This window comes from Shewanella septentrionalis (assembly GCF_025370265.1).
GTDB classification, from domain to species: Bacteria; Pseudomonadota; Gammaproteobacteria; order Enterobacterales; family Shewanellaceae; genus Shewanella; species Shewanella hafniensis.
Genome location: NZ_JAMTCC010000053.1, coordinates 1 through 21084, shown reverse-complemented (window position 1 = coordinate 21084; position 21084 = coordinate 1). Strand labels below are relative to the sequence as shown.

The window sequence follows — 21084 nt, the reverse complement described above, 5'->3', positions numbered from 1 at the left end:
AATGTCCCAAGGAGCTTTCAACTCCGTTAGGGGCGTAATGGAGCATCCAAGGAGGATAGGACGAGCAGTCCTCCTTGGTCGGGTGTGGGGTGAAGCCCCACGACTTTGATTTTCTTTAAAAAAGAGAAACCTAAAGCTAGATTTAAGTCACAAACAATCTCGGCTATAAAGCCAAATAGCGAAGCAGAACAATCAAACTAACATCAAACCTTTTAAGTTGTTTTAACGTAAAAACAAACATAAAAAAGCCCTGCAAGGTTAACCTTGCAGGGCTTTTTTCATCTAGTGCGCAGCTAGCCGCTGCGCCACTCGATCAAGTTAGCTATTCAGATCTTGAAAGAACTTCTTCACGCCATCGAAAAAGCCCTCAGCCTTTGGGCTGTGTTTTTTCGACTCACCGGTTAAGGTGGCTTCAAATTCGCGTAACAGTTCTTTTTGACGATCGTTTAAGTTAACTGGGGTTTCCATAACCACTTTGCAGAGCAAGTCGCCTACCGCATGGCTGCGAACTGACTTGACGCCTTTGCCACGTAAACGGAACATACGGCCCGTTTGCGTTTCGGCTGGGATCTTCAGGCTGACTTTACCATCCAGTGTTGGCACTTCAATCTCACCGCCTAAGGCCGCTTTACTGAAGGATATCGGCACTTCGCAGTAAAGGTTGTTGCCATCACGGACGAAAATCGCATGTTCACGCACACTAACCTGAACGTATAAATCCCCTGGAGGCGCGCCAAACTCACCCGCTTCGCCTTCACCCGCTAAACGAATACGGTCGCCCGTATCAACGCCGGCTGGAATTTTAACCGATAAGGTTTTGCTCTTTTCAACACGGCCATCGCCATGACACTTAGTGCAAGGATCTTTGATGATCTTGCCGCGGCCATGACAGGTTGGACAAGGCTGTTGCACCGCAAAGAAACCTTGGCGCATTTGCACTTGGCCTTGACCATGACAGGTGCCACAGGTGGTTGCAGAGGTGCCTTTTTTAGCGCCGCTGCCTTCACACAGATCGCAAGTCGCCAGCGTTGGAATCCGCAGTTCTTTGGTTAAGCCTTTAACGGCTTCTTCCAGTGATAACTCTAGGTTGTAACGTAAATCTGAGCCGCGGGCCGCTTGGCGTTGACCGCCACGACGTCCACCGCCGAAAATATCGCCAAAGACATCACCGAAAATATCGCCGAAATCGCCTTGACCACCACCGTAACCACCGCCACCGCGATTAGGATCCACACCCGCATGACCAAATTGGTCGTAGGCCGCTTTTTTGTCGGCGTCGGTTAGGATCTCATAGGCTTCTTTAATTTCTTTAAAGTTAGCTTCTGCGGTTTTGTCGCCTGGGTTGCGATCTGGGTGAAATTTCATGGCCAGACGTTTGTAGGCCTTTTTAATTTCACGTTCGCTAGTGTCACGACTGACACCTAATACTTCGTAATAATCTCGCTTTGACATAATCTCATGCTTCTCAGCTGGTGTTGAACAAACGGGCGTTAGGGTTGCCCCGTAACGCCCGCCTAGAAATTAACGCTTTGAAATCAATCTATTGGATTGAAAACAAGTCATTATTTCTTGTCGTCTTTCACTTCTTCGAATTCAGCATCGACAACGTCATCGGCAGCAGCGTTGGCCTGTTTGCCCGCGTCGGCATTGTCGCCGCCTTGAGCTTGAGACTTAGCTTGAGCGATTTCCATCAGCTTAGCAGATGCTTCGATTAAGTTTTGAGTTGCCTTTTCAATGGCTTCTTTGTCATTGCCTTTGATAGCAGTGTCAACAGCATCCATTGCAGCTTGGATTTTCTCTTTATCTTCGCTTGGCAGTGCATCGCCCGCTTCTTCTACTTGTTTCTTAGTTGCGTGAACTAAGCCGTCAGCTTGGTTGCGTGATTGCACTAACTCTTCAAACTTCTTGTCTTCATCTGCGTGAGCTTCGGCATCACGTACCATTTGTGCCACTTCTTCTTCGCTTAAGCCAGAAGATGCTTTGATGGTGATGTTCTGTTTCTTGCCGGTTTTCTTGTCTGTAGCAGACACATGCAGAATACCGTCGGCATCGATGTCGAACATCACTTCAATTTGTGGCTGGCCACGTGGAGCTGGCTCAATACCGTCTAAGTTGAACTGACCTAATGACTTGTTCGCGCTCGCTTGCTTACGCTCACCTTGCAGTACGTGAATAGTCACTGCGTTTTGGTTGTCATCGGCTGTTGAGAACACTTGCTGCGCCTTAGTAGGAATAGTGGTGTTCTTCTCAATCAACTTAGTCATCACGCTGCCCATGGTTTCGATACCCAGAGACAGTGGTGTTACGTCTAACAGTAATACGTCTTTCACGTCGCCTGACAGTACGCCCGCTTGAATTGCAGCACCTACGGCTACCGCTTCGTCTGGGTTCACGTCTTTACGAGGTTCTTTACCGAAGAAGTTTGTCACTGCTTCTTGAACCTTAGGCATACGTGTTTGACCACCCACTAGAATCACTTCGTTGATGTCTGTTACAGATAAATCTGCATCAGCCAGGGCAACTTTTAGTGGCTCTAATGTACGGATAATCAAGTCTTCAACCAGTGATTCCAATTTAGCACGAGTGATTTTAATCACTAAATGCTTAGGACCTGTTGCGTCTGCCGTGATGTATGGCAGGTTCACTTCAGTGTGGTTGGTGCTTGAAAGTTCAATTTTCGCTTTTTCTGCTGCTTCTTTCAGACGTTGCATTGCTAATGGATCTTTACGCAGATCTAAGCCTTGCTCTTTCTTGAATTCGTCAGCTAAGTAGTTGATCAAACGGTTGTCAAAGTCTTCACCACCTAAGTGGGTGTCACCGTTGGTTGCCAACACTTCAAATGTTTGGTCGCCATCGTTGCTGTCGATTTCGATGATAGAGATATCGAATGTACCACCACCTAAATCGTATACCGCAACAATGTTGTCGCCTTGTTTCTTATCGATACCATAGGCTAATGCTGCAGCCGTTGGTTCGTTGATAATACGTTTAACATCAAGACCTGCGATACGACCCGCATCTTTAGTCGCTTGACGTTGTGAATCGTTAAAGTAAGCAGGAACAGTAATAACCGCTTCTGTTACTTCTTCACCTAAAAAGTCTTCTGCGGTTTTCTTCATCTTTTTCAAGATTTCTGCAGAAACTTGTGGTGGAGCCATCTTGTTGCCACGCGATTCAACCCATGCATCACCGTTGTCGGCTTGAATGATTTTGAATGGCATGATGTTCACGTCACGTTGGACTTCGTCATCTTTAAAGCGACGACCGATCAAACGCTTAATCGCGAAGAATGTGTTAGTCGGGTTAGTCACAGCTTGACGTTTTGCTGGCGAACCGACAATGGTTTCATCATCTGTATAAGCGATGATTGACGGGGTTGTGCGATCGCCTTCAGCGTTTTCTAACACACGTGCTTTGCCACCATCGAGGACAGCTACACAAGAGTTTGTTGTGCCTAAGTCGATACCAATAATTTTACCCATGAGGTCCTCCGAAAAATTTCATTCAATCTAAATTTGTTTAGTTGGTTTTGATATGGGGCTAGACGGTTGAAATATCAAGTCCATCGTTGGCCACCTTCTCTGCCTTGATACCTATATTGGGACAGGGAATTTAATTACAAGGGCGAACAAAAAAATTTTCTGATTTATCTTTCTCACATCTGCCGCGGGATAAAATATCCAAGCACATAAAATAGTCTTGCTTATCAACCCAAGCTGTTATTCAATCTGCCCACATTTGGCGGATGTTTATCCAGGTAAGGTAGCAGAGTGAAGTCTTCGAATTTAGCGTACGTGTATGGCATGGCGGCGGTCTTTCTCTGGTCTACAGTGGCCACGGCCTTTAAAATTGCCTTGAGTTACTACACGCCACTGCAACTGGTGTTTGTTGCCGTACTCACGTCGATTGTTGCCCTTGGCGGTATCCTGGCTTGGCAAAAAAAGCTTTCCTTACTCAAGCAACAGTTTTTACGCCGCCCTGCATTTTATTTAGTTACAGGGCTCATCAATCCCTTCCTCTACTATGTGGTGCTGTTTAAGGCGTATTCCTTATTACCAGCGCAGCAAGCTTTGTCACTCAATTACACTTGGGCGGTATTACTGCCGTTACTGGCTGCGCCTTTGTTAAAGCAACATTTACGTAAGAGCGACATAGCTGCGGCGCTGATTGCCTACACAGGGGTATTTATCATTGCCACCGGCGGCGATATCAGCGGCTTTAGCTTTGATAGCCCGCTCGGGATCGGACTGGCGCTGACCAGCACCTTACTCTGGTGCCTATATTGGATCGTCAACACTAAAGATCAAGGCGATCCCGTGGTGAGTTTATTATTGAGTTTTCTTATCGGCTTACCTTTTATTGCCGTCACTTTAGTACTAACAGATACCCTGCCCAGCTTTAGTCTTAAGGCGATATTTGCAGGTATGTATGTGGGCTTGTTCGAGATGGGCATTACCTTCGTGCTCTGGTTAATGGCGCTGAAAACCGCCACTCGCACCGCGAACATCAGCACTATGGTGTTTTTATCCCCAGTGATGTCGATTGGTTTTATCGCGTGGATTTTGCAGGAAACGATCGCGATGGCGACCTATCTCGGTCTAGCCTTTATTTTATCGGGGATGATGTTGCAACAACTTTGGCCCCGTTATACCGAGCGCAAAAGTAAGATAAGCCCAAAGCCAAAGCTCGCTGAATGATGGTTAAGAGATAGCTGAGTGATAATTGAGAAATAGTTGAGTGACGATTGAGAAAACGTTGAGTTGAATGATGGCTGAGTCATCACTGAGTCGCCGCCTTAAACAAGCTTGGCTCACTGCAATGAGACAGTTAAAGAGTGTAAAAAACGAAGTGGTTAACGTTTTACATCAAAATTAAGCGCTAATATCACCCATTTTGTGAAGGAGTATAGAATGACCCCGGCCGTTCGATTGGCGAAAAAAGCCAAAATTACATTTGATATCTTAGAGTATAGCCACGATCCACACTGCGCCGCCTACGGCGAAGAAGCCGCCAACACCTTAGGGCTTGACCCCGCACAAGTGTTTAAAACCCTCTTGGTCGCCATCGACAAAGCCCATGCGCCAATTGCCGTTGCCCTCGTGCCCGTCGATCATCAGCTTAATCTAAAAGCCGTGGCAAAATGCCTAGGACAAAAGAAACTGCAAATGGCCGATGCCGAACTCGCGCAAAAATCCTCGGGCTATCTGGTTGGCGGCATTAGCCCGCTAGCGCAGAAAAAACAGTTACCGACCTTAATTGATGACAGCGCTCAAGGCTTCGACAGGATTTATGTCAGCGCGGGCCGACGCGGTTTAGAGATAAGCTTAGCGGCCACAGACTTAGCCAAGCTTTGCAAAGGCGAATTTGCCGATATCAAGACGCTTTAAGCTATCTCGGCCACATTAAGCACAAGTCATTTGACGTTAAGTAAGTCACTCCACTTTATGCAACATGCGCTCATGTTGAATAAATGGTAAATAAGACTCCAACGACAGCAGCGTACTGAGCATACAATAGAAAGCGTTTGATAAAGCCGAGATATCCGTCTATAAATTGTACTGAGGTACAAATCGACTAAGGATAGTCAGATGGAAAAATCAACCCAATGGAACCCAGAAAATAGCATCAGCCCAATCAGCTGGTGCGCTATGCTACTCTGCATCGCCTTATTTATTTATGAGCATTTCTGGGGAAACAGTTTTACCACTATGGTAGTCATGCTCTATTGCAGTTTTATGCTGCCCTCGGTATTACTCACCCGCAGAGTGCAGGAAAAGTACTTTATTTATACCTTGGAATACATCAAAGCCTTTCGTAAATTCACTACAGTTATGTCGACGCTATTCTTCTGTATTTGGTTACTTGCCACCTATACGCCGCTCATCCATTGATGCACAAATAGGCACATGAAATAAAAACTGCAAACAAAAAAACCGTCAACACAGAGTGTTAACGGCTTTAATTTTATGGTTTTTAACCGCTAAACACGGCTAGTGTAATCACCCCATGCTAACCACTTATATGTGGTTAATGCCTCAAGCCCCATTGGGCCGCGAGCATGGAGTTTTTGCGTGCTCACCGCCACTTCGGCGCCAAGGCCAAACTGGCCGCCATCGGTAAAACGCGTGCTGGCATTGACATACACAGCCGCTGAGTTCACTTGGTTCATAAAGTGCGCCGCGGCGTGAATGTCATCGGTCAAAATCGCTTCCGAATGGCCACTCGAATATTGACGAATATGGCCAACGGCGGCGTCGATATCGCCCACCACTTTGATACCTAAGGTTAACGACAACCATTCGATGCCAAAATCCTCAGCCTTAGCGAGCGTCACATCGAAGCCTAAACCATCTAACAGAGCGAAACTTTGCTCACAGACTGAAAAACGCACGCCTAAACGATGCAGATACTCGGCAATTTGCGGCACAAAGGTGCTCGCCACACGCTCGTCCACCAACAAGGTATCGAGGGCATTACAGACGGTTGGACGTTGCACTTTAGCGTTAGCGATCACCTCTAAAGCCCGCTCAAGATCGGCATTTTTATCCACATATAAATGGCAAATACCTATGCCGCCTAAGATCACTGGAATGGTCGCCTGCTCGGCACATAGGCGCTGCAAGGCTTGACCGCCGCGGGGTACTATCATGTCGACATATTGATCGAGCTTAAGTAAACCTGTCACTAAAGATCTGTCGGAAGAATCAATAAATTGCACCGCATCTATCGGTAAACCTTGGGCGACAATCGCGCCGCGGATCACGTCACTAATGAGTTTATTCGATGCTAAAGTTTCTTTACCGCCACGGAGGATCACCGCATTACCGGTTTTAAGGGCAAGCACTGCGATATCAACAGTCACATTAGGCCGAGCTTCGTAAATCACTCCGATAACCCCAAGTGGTACTCGGCGGCGAGTCAGCCTTAAACCGTTATATAATAATTTACTGCCAAATTCTTCACCTACCGGGTCAGCAAGGCGGATGACATCGCTAATATCGCCAATGATGCCCGCCAGACGCGCATCATCGAGCAACAATCTGTCGATCATCGCATCCGTTAATCCATCGGCTTTAGCGGCGGCAACATCCTTAGCATTCGCGGCTAAAATGGCGGCGGCGTTTTCTGTCAGCGCATCGGCGATGGCTTCAAGCAAACCGGCCTTTTGGCTCGCCGTTAAGTTAGCTAAGGCATAACTTGCCTGTTTGGCATTATTACCAAGTTGCTGTAAATACTGTTCTTGATTAATTTGACTCAAAACAGACCTCGCTTATAAGACAACCATGTCGTTGCGGTGCACGATTGCGTCACCATAGTCATAACCGAGTAAAGACTCGATCTCGTCAGAATGCTTGCCCGCGATCAAACTGAGGGCTTGGCCGCAGTATCGTGTCATCCCTTTAGCAATCACTTTACCCTGTTGATCAACTAATTGCAGCGTTGCGCCGCGCTCAAACTGGCCTTTAACGCCGATGATACCTTTAGACAATAGGCTGCGGCCCTTGTCTGTCACGGCTTTGACCGCGCCCGCATCGAGCACTAAAGAACCTTGAGTCGCAGGGCCGGCTAAAATCCACTGTTTACGGCTTTCGAGCGGGTTTTCGATGGCACTAAAATGCGTGCCAACGGATTCCTTGCTCACCACTTTTTTGATCACATCGGGGTGATGGCCAGAGGCGATAACCACTTCGATGCCTGCACGGCGAGCAATATCCGCCGCTTCCAATTTAGTCGACATTCCGCCCGTACCTAAACCAGAAACAGACCCGCCCGCCAACATACGCAGACTATCGTCAATCTTGACGACTTGGGAGATCAACTTAGCGTTCGGGTTCGTGCGCGGATCGGCATCGAATAAGCCCTTTTGATCCGTCAATAAAATCAATAAATCGGCATCACACAACAGTGCGGCACGGGCCGACAGATTGTCGTTATCACCGACTTTGATTTCATTAGTGGCAACGGCATCGTTTTCATTGATGATCGGCACAATATTATTCGCCAGCAAGGCATTGAGTGTGTCGCGGGCGTTGAGGTAACGCTCCCTATCCTGCAAATCGGCACGGGTCAGCAGCAATTGGCCGACATGCAGCCCATAAATACTAAAGAGTTGTGACCAAGCGAGGATCAACTGACTTTGCCCGACAGCGGCTAACAATTGCTTATTGGCCATAGTGTCGGGCAGTGTCGGGTATTGGAGATGTTCACGCCCAGCGGCAATGGCCCCTGAGGTGCATAATACGACTTCGACCCCTGACTTCATCAGTGCGGCCATTTGACGGGCAAGCTCAACCATGTGGGCTTTATCTAGCTGTTTACTGCCAGAGGTCAGCACACTCGTCCCTAACTTCACTACTACGCGGCGATACGCAATCTCACTTAAGTTCATTATTCATTTGTAAAAAATAACCGAACAATCCTTATACCTAATCCGCTGGGTAATTGGTAGCAAGGAGTTATTAACTCCGAATAAATTTTCGATTTTGCTTAGAATCGCGCATTAAAAAGGGCCATCAGTTAGATGACCCTCAAAAAATATTGTCTATTGTAGACAATCTAGGTTGCAAGCTTGCACTGCTCGAGCCACTAATCGATAGGATTAGCCATAGATAAACTTAGCCACAAACAGCGCGGCCAAGACGACAATGCCCACATTGAGATCGCTAAAACGACCCGTGAGTAATTTGATTGCGGCGTATGAAATCATCCCAAAGGCGATGCCTGTAGCGATAGAAAACGTCAGTGGCATTAAAATACACACCACAACTACCGGTGCGGCTTCAGTCAAATCTTCCCATTCGACATGCACGAGCCCCGACATCATCAGAATCGCCACATAAAACAGTGTGCCCGCTGTCGCATACGCTGGGATCATGCCCGCCAATGGCGACAGGAATAACGCAGCAATAAAGAGTAATCCCACGACAACTGCCGTTAAACCAGTCCGGCCTCCCGCACTCACACCCGCCGTACTTTCAATATAGCTTGTGGTCGTCGACGTACCAAAAGCCGCGCCCGCAATGGTCGCTAAACTGTCGGCAGTCAAGGCACGATTCAAGCGCGGTAAGCGGCCCTTCTCATCGAGGAAACCACCGCGCTGTGCAACCGCAACTAAGGTGCCAGAGGTATCGAAGAGATCGACAAATAAGAAGGCAAACACCACAGATAACATCGTCACTTCAAAGACTTGGGATAAATCCATCTTCAAAAATGTCGGCATAATCGACGGCGGCATAGACACAATACCCTGATACTGCACATCGCCAAACATTAATCCCAGCGCTGTGATAATCAAGATACTTAGGATGACCGCCGACTTCATCCCGCGTTGCACCATAGCAATGATCAGGAAAAAACCTAGCACAGCCATGACCGCCGGAAATGCAGTGATATCGCCTAAGGTCACTAAGGTTACAGGGCTTGCCACCACAATACCGGCGCTCTTAAGGCCGATCAGCGCAAGAAACAAACCTATACCAGCAGCAATACCAATACGCAGCGACATGGGAATGCTATTTACAATCCACTCTCGAATGCGCACTAAAGATAAGATTAAAAAGCAAATACCCGACAGGAATACTGCGCCAAGTGCAGTCTCCCAGCTGTAACCCATCTCACCCACAACGGTATAAGTAAAGAAGGCGTTCAGTCCCATACCGGGTGCAAGTGCGATAGGATAATTCGCCATCAAGCCCATGACTATACAGCCGACAGCCGCTGCCAAACAGGTCGCCACGAATACAGCCCCATGATCCATGCCCGCATCAGCTAACATCATTGGATTCACAAAAATGATGTAAGCCATCGTCATAAATGTTGTCAAACCTGCGACCGCTTCCTGCTTGAGGCTCGTTTGATTTTGTTTCAGTTTGAACAGTTTTTCTAACATGGAACAAGGTTCCTTTTTATTTTAAGTATGTAGGGTAGGTAGATGTAAACACTGTGTAACGTGATGACATTTGCAGCCGATTATAGGGAGTTTAGGCTGGTCAGGCCAGAGGAGAGGCTGTCGTACGGAAAAATAATGAGGGGAAATGTTAACTAATCTTGCTTGCTGTAGCTTTTTTACCAGTACGGAAAATACTTAGGACGAAGAACACCAAAGCAGCGACGAGAAAGCATACCAGACCGATGATATCCATTGAATACGCGTTGTATATTGCCCCCATAAAAAAGACCAATGACGCAATTTTTAAAGGACTTTTAAATTTAAAGAATGTTTTCATACAGATCCTTTTAAGTCCTAACGCATGGCACCAATAGCGCGAAATATGCGTGAACGAAGCGGTAATTAATTAGTAGCTTAATTAGCGAAAGTCGCACTTTGGAATTGAATTTGGATATTAACTTCCGGTAACTGCAACTTTATAAAACTGACTTTTTTCTGAAAGCTGTTTAAATACCCAAGGTGGGTTCAGTACCGATATATTCTTGACGCCAAGTTTATTCAGATCGCTGATGGTGTAATACCAACCGACATAACTACCCGCATCTTCATATTTTTTATATTTATCACTTTGGCCAAGTGTGGTGATGTTGGGATTAACGCCTAATTTTTGAAAGAAATCAGCTTCTCTTGCCAACGTTTTTTCACCATATTCATCAAAGTGTTTTTGAGTGGCCTCGCGCTCAGATTCAGGTAAGGTTTTGATAAATTCAGCGACTCCAGCAGCCATGCCAGAGGTTCCACCATGAAAGCCTATCAAGGCATGGTTCGTGATTCGTTTTTCATGTGCAGCAGGGAAAACGTAGTTAGCACATGAAGATAAACAATACTCAGTCACCTCAACGTTTAAGCTGTTCTTGTTGATAAACTCGGCTAAATCAAGGCCTAAATTAACTTCACCACCAACACTCTTAATGGCTAGTCATTTTATTTTTGAAGTATTTTTCTTAAATATTTCAAACACCATTTCATTGGCTTCTTTTGCTAACCCTCCTTGATAGTGAATCTTATCACCGTCTAAGAACACTTGAGTTGGCTCATTTGCGTAGCAAAATGTGCTGGTAAAAATCAAACTTAAAGAAAATAGATTTAAAAACTTAGCCATACCGATTCCTTTTGGTATACAACAGTCTATCAACGATAGTCCTGACCACCACACTTAAATCAATGAAAATAAATAATATTTTATTCAGCAATTTACTGGCAGCGACCTATTATGACAATAAGCAGTTAGTCTGAATAAAAGCAAGAAGGTCAAAATTGTTTTCGTGGATATACATGTATGCCTAAAACGGGATTAATTGCCTAAACGAACTTAGGTACATAGACATTTTGGCAGCAATAGAAGCTAAAGCTATAACGTTAAAGGTTGGGAAGTGAACATCACCACTTTGCGCGTACTCTCAACACCCTTGATAGGTAAGGTTTAGGTAAAAAAAAGCCTGCTCAATGAGCAGGCAAAGACATATTTCAAGCGTCCCTTTCGGGGAAGTACATTACCGCGCTAGCGGGAAAAACCTGGCATACCCATGCAAAAACATCGATATACTACTTGAGTCTAAACACGCCAAAAAAGGCGATACAAAGGTTGATGGATGATGGAAACTAAACTTTAAGGAGGGTTAAGCCTTAAAGCTCATGGCGAATAAACCGCCACGCAAAACATCAGTGTTAAACCAAGTGTTCTGCCAATAAAAATGGTTGTTGCCTGTATAAGACATAGTCAATACTCCTAAATTAGTTGTGATTAAGTACTCTAGTGAAGCTTGGCTCGGTTCCCTGGAACTAGAGATTCTCATATCCGTTGAGACGACTTGTCACTCAGGTCCTTGGAGAAAAATATCCATCCTGGATAGACTAGAGAGGAAAGGCATAGCGCCTAATCCACGAAAGCAATTATATGGTTTTGTAGTTTTATTACAACCTTTATTTGTATTTTTTTTGATTAAGGCTTTTTAATGTAATTAAATTACACAATTATAGTAGGGTTAATGGCGATCTGTTTCACAGAAAAACAGAAATAATCCTGTAACCTTCTAATAAGTAAGGTATTACAGAATTATTTCTTTTTGTTACTAACGATTGATCAGATATTGATACAAGCCCACCAGCGGACTGGCCGTAGGTTTGCCGTAGAGCGGATCACCTTCTGTCGCACTGCCTGCGATATCTAAGTGCATATAAGCTAAGGGAATTGGGGCTGTTACACCATGGTCAAATAGCCCCGACGCTTTCAGTAAAAATGCCGCCGGATATTGATGTCCTCGGGCGGTAATCGATGATGGCGCATTATTGGAAGATAATATTTCAGCAGCGCCTGACACATCGCGGATCTTAGCGAAGTCTTCAGGTCGCAATGTAGACGCTTCAAAGGGTTCGCCCCATTGAGTCGCATGCTGTTGTAAAGTGACAGCGCATTGCTGCGCACTCGCCACTGAGTTTTCCACCGCCGCAGGATAACTGCCATAACAGCGCACTACGTGACCTGTGAGTGTTGCTACCGAAAACATTTCAGGCTTCACCGCCGACACGGCTTTGATGCGTAAATGGCTCAGTAAATCCGCCAGCACTAAGCGCCCTTCGGCATCCGTATTACCAATCCGCACTCGTACACCCGCATGACTGGTGATGATTTCATCGGTCACGAAGGCTTCGCTACCTATGCTGTTACGCACTAAACCTAACTCGGCAATCACTCGAATGCCCTTAGGCTTGAGCATTGACAGGGTTTTAAATAAACCTGCCACGGCAGAAGCGCCGCCTTTATCACGGCTCATGCCCGCCATAGAGCCGCCGACTTTCAGATCGGCGCCGCCGGTATCGTAAATCACGCCCTTACCCGCGAACAGGAAAGTACGAGTCACTTCACCCTCTGGCAGATATTCTAATTTCACCACCCGAGGTTGATGACGACCGACGGCAAAAGAGGAACGCGCTACTGCACTGAGCAGCGGATAATCACGCTCTAAAATATCTCTGTCTTCTACCACTGCGGTTTTGATCACGCTGTCCGCTAAGGATTGCAGACAATAGTCAGCAAAGGCTTTAGCCGACATGCGCTCAGGTTCTGTACCACATAAATCCCGCGCTAATACGCGGCCCGCTTCTAACGCATTGAGCAAATTGCTGTTATGAGTTGATGACGATAGTAACCCTATGGCCTCAAATGCAGGCGTTAAGCCAGTCGCTTCACGCAGCTCTAAGGTTTGCCACAGCTCTTGACCGCAGGCTAACGCCGCGACTTCAGAGGCAAAACTAAAACGTGAGTCCTTCGATGGCACTACATATAACAGCGGACGTTTGGCGCCCGCCTCTTTTGCAATGGCAATCGCCGCCCTTGCAGCATCGGCATAGACTCGCACGTCCACATACTCATCGTTCACTTGGGTGACAGGCGCAATGATCAAGCGACCTCCCGCCAGACCTGGGGCAAACAGTAATGTCGGGCTCTTACCTACGCGCTTATCCACGTGGGCACCGTGCTGAGCCAATAAACTGATCTCATCAAAACCTATGGTATCCAGATCTGGCGTCACCACCACCACTGCATCCCAACCTTCACCATCAAAAATGGCATTTTCTGCTTTTACATCAACGAAGTTAACTTGAAACATGACCCATCCTTTTTCATTATTGTGTCTGCATTATTCCCGCTCTATCGCCTAATTACCAATCTAAAAGTGGTATCGAGACCCTCTGAAAAATCCGAACTGGAAACTTTGGCTGCCAGCGTAACAAAAGCCTGTGATGCTGAGATTAATTGGCTGCGCAGAATGTGGTAGAATGGCCGCAAATTTGCCCTATACCCACAAGACCTTATGAGGGACACTTCTGTGACAGCTTTAAGTCAGTTATACCCACAGCCATTATGGCAATGGTTTGAACAAATCTGCGCTATTCCCCACCCATCTAAGCATGAGCAAGCCTTAAGCCAGCACATTCAAGCGTGGGCAAAAAGCAAGCAACTTGCCGTCGTTGAAGATGCCGTTGGCAACTTGATCATCCGCAAACCGGCTACGCCTGGAATGGAAGATCGTAAAATCGTGGTCATTCAAGCCCATATCGATATGGTGCCGCAGAAGAATGCCGACAAAGTACACGACTTCACCCAAGATCCTATCGAAGCTTATGTCGATGGTGATTGGGTTAAAGCCAAAGGCACGACCTTAGGTTCAGATAACGGTATCGGCATGGCATCGGCACTGGCCATTTTGGGCTCTGATGACATCAAGCACGGTCCGTTAGAAGTGCTGCTGACCATCGATGAAGAAGCCGGCATGACTGGCGCCTTCGGTTTGCAGGCGGGCATGTTAGACGCAGAGATCCTGATCAACACTGATTCTGAGCAAGAAGGTGAAATTTACATGGGCTGCGCCGGTGGCGTTGATGCTCAAATCACCCTGCCTATGGTGTGGCAAGCGTCTGAGCAAAGTTACTCTGCCTTTAGCCTGCATTTATCTGGCTTAAAAGGCGGTCACTCTGGGGTGAACATTCACTTAGGTCGCGGCAATGCCAACAAGTTATTGGCGCGTTTCCTATTTGAAAATGCAGATGATTTAGCGTTAGAGCTGACACAATTTAGCGGCGGTTCATTGCGTAATGCAATCCCACGTGAAGCCAACATCAGCTTTATGTTGCCAGAAGAAAACGTCAGTGCCTTAAACGAAAAAGTCGCTGAGTTTGAAGCGCTTATCCGCACTGAACTCGCCATTGCCGATCCTGATATGCGTTTAGTGTTAAACACTATCCCAACGCCGAAACGTGTGATGAGCGAAAACAGCCAAAATACCCTGATCGATTTGCTGCATGTGTGCCCGAACGGCGTGATCCGCATGAGCGATGAAGTCGAAGGTGTGACTGAAACCTCACTCAACGTAGGCGTTATCAGCACTGACGATGAACAAGTCACTATCCTGTGCCTTATTCGCTCACTGATTGATTCTGGCCGTACTCAAGTCGAAGGCATGTTAACTGCGTTAACTAACTTAGCCGGAGCCGATATCGATTTAAGCGGCGCTTACCCAGGTTGGAAACCAGATAACAGCTCACCTGTTATGGCGATAGTACGCGAAACCTATCAGGACATTTACCACAAAGAGCCAGTGATCATGGTGATCCATGCGGGTCTTGAGTGTGGTTTATTCAAAAAGCCTTATCCAGATATGGATATGGTCTCGATTGGCCCCACGATTCGGTATCCACACGGACCAGATGAGATGGTGAACATCACCACAGTCGGCCAATACTGGACCTTATTATTAGCCGTACTCGAGCGTATTCCAGTTAAGGCGTAACGCCCTAGTCTAAAGTTAGCCTAGCTCACTCAATTGGCACTTAATTCAAGGCCACATCTGCTCAAGTCAGATGTGGCCTTATTTTTTATCGCGCCTTCTATTTGTGTGTAGAAATGCCATTGATAAAATTTTTATGAAAGAACTGAATAACTTGAATTTTCTACTATAGTTGTTTTGTCTAACCCGAACGTATTTTTGCTTGTCGCGCTTTTAGAGATAGCCGCTTTCCCCTTCAATACAGTGACCTTAAGGAATAGAGATCATGAAATTTGGTAAAATCTTGTCAGCCGCCGCACTACTGCTCAGCAGTAACCTCAGTTTCGCCGAAGAAGTCCCCCAAGCCGTTATCGATCTAGCCGATTCACTGATGCCATTAGGTAAAGAAGTGGTGCTGGTGAATGCCGTTAAAGCGCAAAATGCTCAAGGCAAAAGTTTAGATTCGATCAAAACATTAGATGAAAAATGGATCGCCACCGCTGGGATTGATGATTTTATGTCGTCCTTGATGAACAACGAAGCGGCCAAGTTTCTCACCACCTTCGAAGCCAGCCAACCTTACTACCAAGAAATTTTCCTCATGGATAATCAAGGTGCTAACGTCGCCATGACCAGTAAAACCTCGGACTACTGGCAGGGTGATGAGGATAAATGGCAAAAATCCTTCGCCAATGGCAAAGGCGATAAGCACATAGGTCCGGTCAAATTTGACACTAGCTCCCAAGCTTATCTGGTACAAATATCGATACCCGTCATGGATGGCGATGCCGCAATTGGTGCTATCACCATAGGGATCAACCTAGATCAATTCGGACTCTAATAGCCAGAGAACGCCAGTGATGGGCCGCATCCGCTTTTATTTCGTGGTTATCGCGGCCCTCACCTTTCAGTGTATCAATCAAGGAGGGCGTGGCTATGGAATGGTATAAAGATCTTTCCGTTAACCAGAAACTGACTTACCCGAGTCTGCTACTCGCTGGCGTAGTCATCTTCGCCTCTTCAACTGGCATCTTAGGGCTTAAAGCATTAAATAACAGCGCAAATACGCTCGCACTCGAATACTTACCGAGCCAATCTGAACTGCTGCAAGCTGATAAAGAGCTTTACCAAGCGCAAGTTGCCGAACGTAGCCTGATGTTCGTTAACGTCGGCACGGATTCCTATAATAGCCTTCTAAAACAACACACAAATAGTATATCTCTGGTCAAAGAACACCTTAATCAGTTTTCCGAGGTGACCACTAGTCCCCTCGCAAAAGAAAAACTCAATGAATTAAATCGCAGTTTCGAGGCGTGGAGTACCACCACTTCTGAAATCAGCAATCAGCGCACCCAAAATGGCCGTAACGGTCGCACGACCGCCATTGATCTGAGTTTTGGCCAAGCAGCGACGCAATTCGAGCAGCTGCATCAAAATATTAATCAGCTGATCGATGACTTAAACAGCAACACGGCAGCAGCCGTCACCCAAGTGGATGATGACGCCTATCGTGGACAGCAGATGCAGTTAATTGCTTTAACGATTAGTATCCTGATCTGCATTCTATTCATCGTTGCCTTGCCTAAACTCATCAGTAAGCCGCTCGCAGTTTTGCTCGCGAAAATCCACGACATTACCGATGGTGATGGCGATTTGACCGAGCGAATCCAGCTAACCTCTAAGGACGAACTGGGCGACCTTGCCAATGCCTTCAATCATTTTCTCGATAACTTACATGGCATTATCTCGCAGTTTAAACAATCTACTTCGGAGCTTAATGTCGCCGCCGAAGGACTAGCCAAAACCAGCGCCACGGCAAAACATACCTTGATGGATCAACAGGCAGCCACCCACAGAATCGCCGATGCCAGTGATCACATTGCTGCCTCAGTGCAAGAAGTGTCAGTCAGCGCCAGTCATGCCGCCGATGCCGCGAAACAAGCCGATATCTTTACCGCAGATGGCCAAGAAAGAGTGAAAAAAACCATCAATGTAATTCGAGAACTTGCGGGGGATGTAGGCTCGGCAGAAATGCAAATCAACAAACTCGAACAAGAAGGCCAACATATCGGCCGCGTGCTTGAGGTGATCCAATCTATTGCCGAACAGACCAATCTATTAGCCCTTAACGCAGCAATTGAAGCGGCGCGAGCGGGCGAGCAAGGACGCGGCTTTGCTGTGGTTGCCGATGAAGTGCGATCTCTCGCCTCTAAGACCCACCAATCCACCGAAGAAATTAAATTGATGATCGCCAATGTGCAAAATGGCACCCAAAGCGCTGTGGCGGCAATTAATATTGGTAATGAAAAAGCGATTTCGAGCGTCGAAGCCGCCAGTAATGCCGGTGAAGCCCTAGCGCATATTGCAGAAATGGTGAGTCAGATCAGCGAAATGAATAATCAAATCGCCCTCGCTGCCAAAGCGCAAACCACTATGGCCAATGAGAGTCATCAAAATATTCAACACATTGCCGAACAGTCGGAGGACAGTTTACGCACCACAGATGAAATCTACGCCGCAAGCGTACAACTCTCATTAATGGCGGGTAACCTCACGGCGCTGGTCAGTCGCTTTAAACTGTAATTTGTTGAAAGTTAAGACTTTTATGTAAGGTACTTTTTGTAAATCAGTGATGTTTGAAAAGCCCCCTCTAACGAATAAGGGAGCATAAACCCGTCGCAGTGATGGTCTGAATTCAGGTGCGCCCTTATATTTAAACAGCAAAGCTAGCATAGATTAGCAGCGCTTAACCACTAAGCCTCTTGAGGCGCGCAGGTTGACTAACATAGGTAACATCAACGCAAGGATCACTATCAGCATCCCTACCAATTGAATTTCCGTTACCGCCTGCCCCATGGCTAACGCCGTTAATGCAGCAAAAACGGGCACGAGATTAAAAAAGATCGATGCCTTAGCGGGGCCAAGCGCTTTAACGCCGTTAATCCAAAACAGATAACCGAGCACAGTGGCGAACAAACCTATGTAGAGCACGCTAGACAAAGCCGTCGTCGACAGTCCCATCAACTCCAGCCAAGGATGAAACTCACCTCGGCCAAGCCCAACCACGGACATAGACACACTGGCAGCTATCATACTCAGCAAGGTAAAGGGCAACACAGGCAACCAATGGCCGACCCGTTGCGAACAAATGGTATAACCACTCCACGCCAACATGCCGGCGGCAATCATCACATCACCTTGGTTAAAACTAAAGTTGAGTAATTGCTGCACACTGCCGTTAGTGATCACTAGCAATACGCCCGCCAAACCGCCCACTAAGCTGAACACTTGTTGTCTGCTGAGCCATTCACGCTGTAATAACGCGTTGACGATTGAAGTCACCAGCGGACTGAGCGCCATAATCAAGGCGCCATTGGCGGCAGAGGTGTGCTGCAGGCCATTAAATAACGCCAGATTTAAGCCGCCAACACCAATCACGCCTACTAGCGCTATGACAATGTATTGCGCCAAACTCAATTTGGGCCAAGCCTGACGAGTAAAAACGATATATAACGCCAGAGTCACAGCCGCAATGGTAAAACGCCAGAATACGAGGGATTCCCCTGACATCTCCTCCAGCACTCGCTTAGCAATGGGAAACACGCTGCCCCAGCTAAAAACGCAAATCAGTAGACAAACAATTGTCATGTAAGGTGTATGGGATTTCATATCGGACTCTAGGGAGGTAATTGGGATTGAGCTTAGTTTATAAGTTTCATATATTATTAAAACCTACAAGATTGAGAGCTTAAATTCCAAATATGAAACTTAATTATTCCTTAGACGATATGCGCTTATTTTGGGTGGTGGCACAGCAAGGGAGTTTTAAGCTCGCGGCGCAGCACTTAGGCATTCCACCTTCGACCTTAAGCCGTCGAATCAATCTGTTAGAACAATCATTAGGCCTGCGTTTACTGCACAGAGACGCCCATAGAGTCAACCTTACCGCCACAGGTCAGCGTTATCTCGAACGCTGCGGCCCGCTGTTTATCGAGTTAAACCAGGTCTCCGGTGAGTTGCATGCGGATAAACATCAAGCGGTTGGCAAACTGCGGATCTCGGCGCCCATCAATACAACCTATCGCTGGCTAGGTGAATCACTCAACGCCTTCCAACGGCATTATCCCAATATCGACATCGATTTAAGCCTGTCGAACATGAATATCGATGTCAGTGAAAACGCCATCGATATTGCCTTTCGAGTGGGTGAACCTAAAGATCCCGATTGGATTGCAAGGCCGCTCACCACGATTAGCTTTGTGCTTTGCGCCAGCACATCGGCAACCCAGTGGCATGCACTGCAAGCCATAGAAGCACTCGAACAACATCCAGTTATCATCGCAAAGCCCGTAAAAACATGGCGCTTACAGCACAATATCACAGGGCAAGATTTCGAGTTTGAGCCAAGAGGTAACATCAAATTAGCCGTCGATGATATGGCGATCGCCAGTCAGGCTGTGGTGGCGGGACTCGGTATTGGACTATTGCCCATCAGCATGGCGAGTGAACAGATACAAAGCGGCAAGCTCGTTCAAATACTGCCAGAATGGCAAGGTATTCCGCGCACCGCCTACTTGATGTATCGCGATCGGGACAACTTACCCTTGCGGGTCAGACTGTTAATTGATTTTATGTTGGCGAATCCACCCGAGGCTTATTGAGCCATTCAGGCATGAGTCTGCGGCTTATCGACTCAGTAAACGCCTAGAGCGCTAAATCAAGCTGAGTCTGGGCATTTGGGATTTCGGGCACTGCGAGGATAGAATCGGCGAGGCCGACCGAAATACCTAATAGGCGAATGCCGCGGCCCTCTTGCCTTGCCATCGCTTGTCCGAGTAGATCATAAAACATCACAATCGAGACTTCATCGCTGCGATGCTCGATAGTGGTTTGCTTGAAATCATTAAACTTGAGTTTGACCACTTGCTTGTGAATTTTGCGCTCTTTAGCGCTGCGGCTCAAACGTAGGGCTAATTCTTGGATCAATCCTGGCATTACTTGTTGGCACTGCTCTAGGCTATAAATATCCTTCGCCAGCGTAGTTTCAACACCCACTGATTTACGCTCTCTGTCGGCGGAAATGCCCCGCTCATCGATGCCTTGGGAACGCTCAATCAGCACGCCACCAAACTTACCGAATCGCGCCAATAACTCAGGCTTAGAATAGGCTTGCACATCACCACAGGTATTGAGCCCAAGCGAGGAGAGCTTTTCGGCGGTGACTTTGCCAACACCGGGAATTTTACGCAGCGATAAGGTTTTAACAAAATCAGGGAGTGTCTCTGGGGTAATCACATATTGGCCGTTTGGCTTATTCAAATCCGAGGCAACTTTAGCCAAAAACTTCACCGGTGCTATGCCTGCCGAAGCGGTTAACCCAGTTTCGGCTAAGATATCGCGGCGAATGGCCTGCGCAATCAAGGTCGCCGAGCCCTTATATTGTTGGCACTCACTCACGTCTAAATAGGCTTCATCTAAAGAAAGCGGCTCAATCAATGGGGTATAGCGGGAGAAAATTTCACGAATTTGCAGCGACACCTCTTTATAAACCTGCATCCGCCCAGGAACCAAAATGAGATCGGGACACAACTTAAAGGCATAAGCGGTCGCCATCGCCGAACGCACACCGAATTTACGTGCCTCGTAACTGCAAGTGCTGATAACACCACGACGATCGCTGCTACCGCCCACAGCTAAAGGCTTGCCACGGTATTCGGGAAAGTCGCGCATTTCCACTGCCGCAAAATAGCAGTCCATATCGATGTGAATAATTTTTCGCACGTTGAATTCCTCTAACGCCAAAATACTGTATATAAAAACAGTAATCAAGTGTTCATCATCAATTTAGCGGGGATCGGGCGGGAAACC

Annotated in this window: 17 protein-coding genes; 7 read left to right on the top strand and 10 right to left on the bottom strand. The window is 47.0% G+C overall.

Annotation, left to right across the window (positions count from 1 at the left end; translation table 11 throughout):
- Nucleotides 1-318: 318 nt before the first annotated feature.
- Nucleotides 319-1452: a molecular chaperone DnaJ gene (gene dnaJ, locus NE536_RS20785; RefSeq protein WP_220776835.1), complete on the bottom strand. Its 1134-nt coding sequence runs from the start codon at nt 1450-1452 to the stop codon at nt 319-321.
- 110 nt (nt 1453-1562) lie between these two features.
- The gene (gene dnaK / locus NE536_RS20780; RefSeq protein WP_106651416.1) at nt 1563-3482 is read right to left on the bottom strand and encodes a molecular chaperone DnaK; all 1920 of its coding nucleotides are present in this window, start codon (nt 3480-3482) and stop codon (nt 1563-1565) included.
- A gap of 288 nt (nt 3483-3770) precedes the next feature.
- Here dnaK and NE536_RS20775 point away from each other — a divergent pair, with 288 nt between their 5' ends.
- The 3 genes from NE536_RS20775 (at nt 3771) to NE536_RS20765 (ending at nt 5891) form a co-directional block, all read left to right on the top strand.
- Nucleotides 3771-4697 (top strand): DMT family transporter, encoded by a 927-nt coding sequence (locus NE536_RS20775; protein ID WP_259541070.1) that lies wholly within the window; start codon nt 3771-3773, stop codon nt 4695-4697.
- Between the two features lie 213 nt (nt 4698-4910).
- Nucleotides 4911-5387 (top strand): Cys-tRNA(Pro) deacylase, encoded by a 477-nt coding sequence (gene ybaK, locus NE536_RS20770; protein WP_261273894.1) that lies wholly within the window; start codon nt 4911-4913, stop codon nt 5385-5387.
- Nucleotides 5388-5588: 201 nt separating this feature from the next.
- Complete coding sequence (locus NE536_RS20765; protein WP_261273893.1) at nt 5589-5891, top strand: hypothetical protein; 303 nt, start codon at nt 5589-5591, stop codon at nt 5889-5891.
- Nucleotides 5892-5980: 89 nt separating this feature from the next.
- On the opposite strand, the gene NE536_RS20760 is transcribed toward NE536_RS20765, so the two are convergent.
- From NE536_RS20760 to NE536_RS20735, 6 genes are all read right to left on the bottom strand, one after another.
- Entirely contained in the window at nt 5981-7258 is a 1278-nt protein-coding gene (locus NE536_RS20760; protein WP_261273892.1) for a glutamate-5-semialdehyde dehydrogenase, read from the bottom strand.
- A 12-nt stretch (nt 7259-7270) separates the two neighbouring features.
- Nucleotides 7271-8389 (bottom strand): glutamate 5-kinase, encoded by a 1119-nt coding sequence (proB, locus tag NE536_RS20755; RefSeq protein WP_071938450.1) that lies wholly within the window; start codon nt 8387-8389, stop codon nt 7271-7273.
- A 210-nt stretch (nt 8390-8599) separates the two neighbouring features.
- A complete protein-coding gene (locus NE536_RS20750) occupies nt 8600-9889 on the bottom strand; it encodes an NCS2 family permease (protein ID WP_261273891.1) in 1290 nt (429 codons plus the stop codon).
- A 454-nt stretch (nt 9890-10343) separates the two neighbouring features.
- The gene (locus NE536_RS20745; protein ID WP_261273890.1) at nt 10344-10676 is read right to left on the bottom strand and encodes a hypothetical protein; all 333 of its coding nucleotides are present in this window, start codon (nt 10674-10676) and stop codon (nt 10344-10346) included.
- Nucleotides 10677-10868: 192 nt separating this feature from the next.
- Nucleotides 10869-11051, bottom strand: a complete 183-nt coding sequence (locus tag NE536_RS20740) for a hypothetical protein (RefSeq protein WP_261273889.1) — start codon at nt 11049-11051, stop codon at nt 10869-10871.
- A gap of 970 nt (nt 11052-12021) precedes the next feature.
- Entirely contained in the window at nt 12022-13560 is a 1539-nt protein-coding gene (locus tag NE536_RS20735) for a M17 family metallopeptidase (protein ID WP_261273888.1), read from the bottom strand.
- Nucleotides 13561-13779: 219 nt separating this feature from the next.
- On the opposite strand from NE536_RS20735, the gene NE536_RS20730 reads away from it, so the two are divergent.
- The 3 genes from NE536_RS20730 to NE536_RS20720 all read left to right on the top strand — a co-directional run bounded on the left by NE536_RS20730 (nt 13780) and on the right by NE536_RS20720 (nt 17799).
- Nucleotides 13780-15240, top strand: a complete 1461-nt coding sequence (locus NE536_RS20730) for an aminoacyl-histidine dipeptidase (RefSeq protein WP_261273887.1) — start codon at nt 13780-13782, stop codon at nt 15238-15240.
- A gap of 262 nt (nt 15241-15502) precedes the next feature.
- Nucleotides 15503-16057, top strand: a complete 555-nt coding sequence (locus NE536_RS20725; protein WP_006080485.1) for a cache domain-containing protein — start codon at nt 15503-15505, stop codon at nt 16055-16057.
- A gap of 95 nt (nt 16058-16152) precedes the next feature.
- Nucleotides 16153-17799: a methyl-accepting chemotaxis protein gene (locus NE536_RS20720; protein WP_261273886.1), complete on the top strand. Its 1647-nt coding sequence runs from the start codon at nt 16153-16155 to the stop codon at nt 17797-17799.
- Between the two features lie 153 nt (nt 17800-17952).
- On the opposite strand, the gene NE536_RS20715 is transcribed toward NE536_RS20720, so the two are convergent.
- Complete coding sequence (locus NE536_RS20715; protein ID WP_261273885.1) at nt 17953-18885, bottom strand: DMT family transporter; 933 nt, start codon at nt 18883-18885, stop codon at nt 17953-17955.
- Between the two features lie 92 nt (nt 18886-18977).
- On the opposite strand from NE536_RS20715, the gene NE536_RS20710 reads away from it, so the two are divergent.
- Nucleotides 18978-19877 carry a LysR family transcriptional regulator gene (locus NE536_RS20710; RefSeq protein WP_115334012.1) on the top strand — a complete coding sequence of 300 codons (900 nt, stop codon included), beginning with the start codon at nt 18978-18980 and terminating at the stop codon, nt 19875-19877.
- A gap of 43 nt (nt 19878-19920) precedes the next feature.
- On the opposite strand, the gene dinB is transcribed toward NE536_RS20710, so the two are convergent.
- The gene (gene dinB / locus NE536_RS20705; protein WP_261273884.1) at nt 19921-20997 is read right to left on the bottom strand and encodes a DNA polymerase IV; all 1077 of its coding nucleotides are present in this window, start codon (nt 20995-20997) and stop codon (nt 19921-19923) included.
- Between the last annotated feature and the right edge of the window lie 87 nt (nt 20998-21084).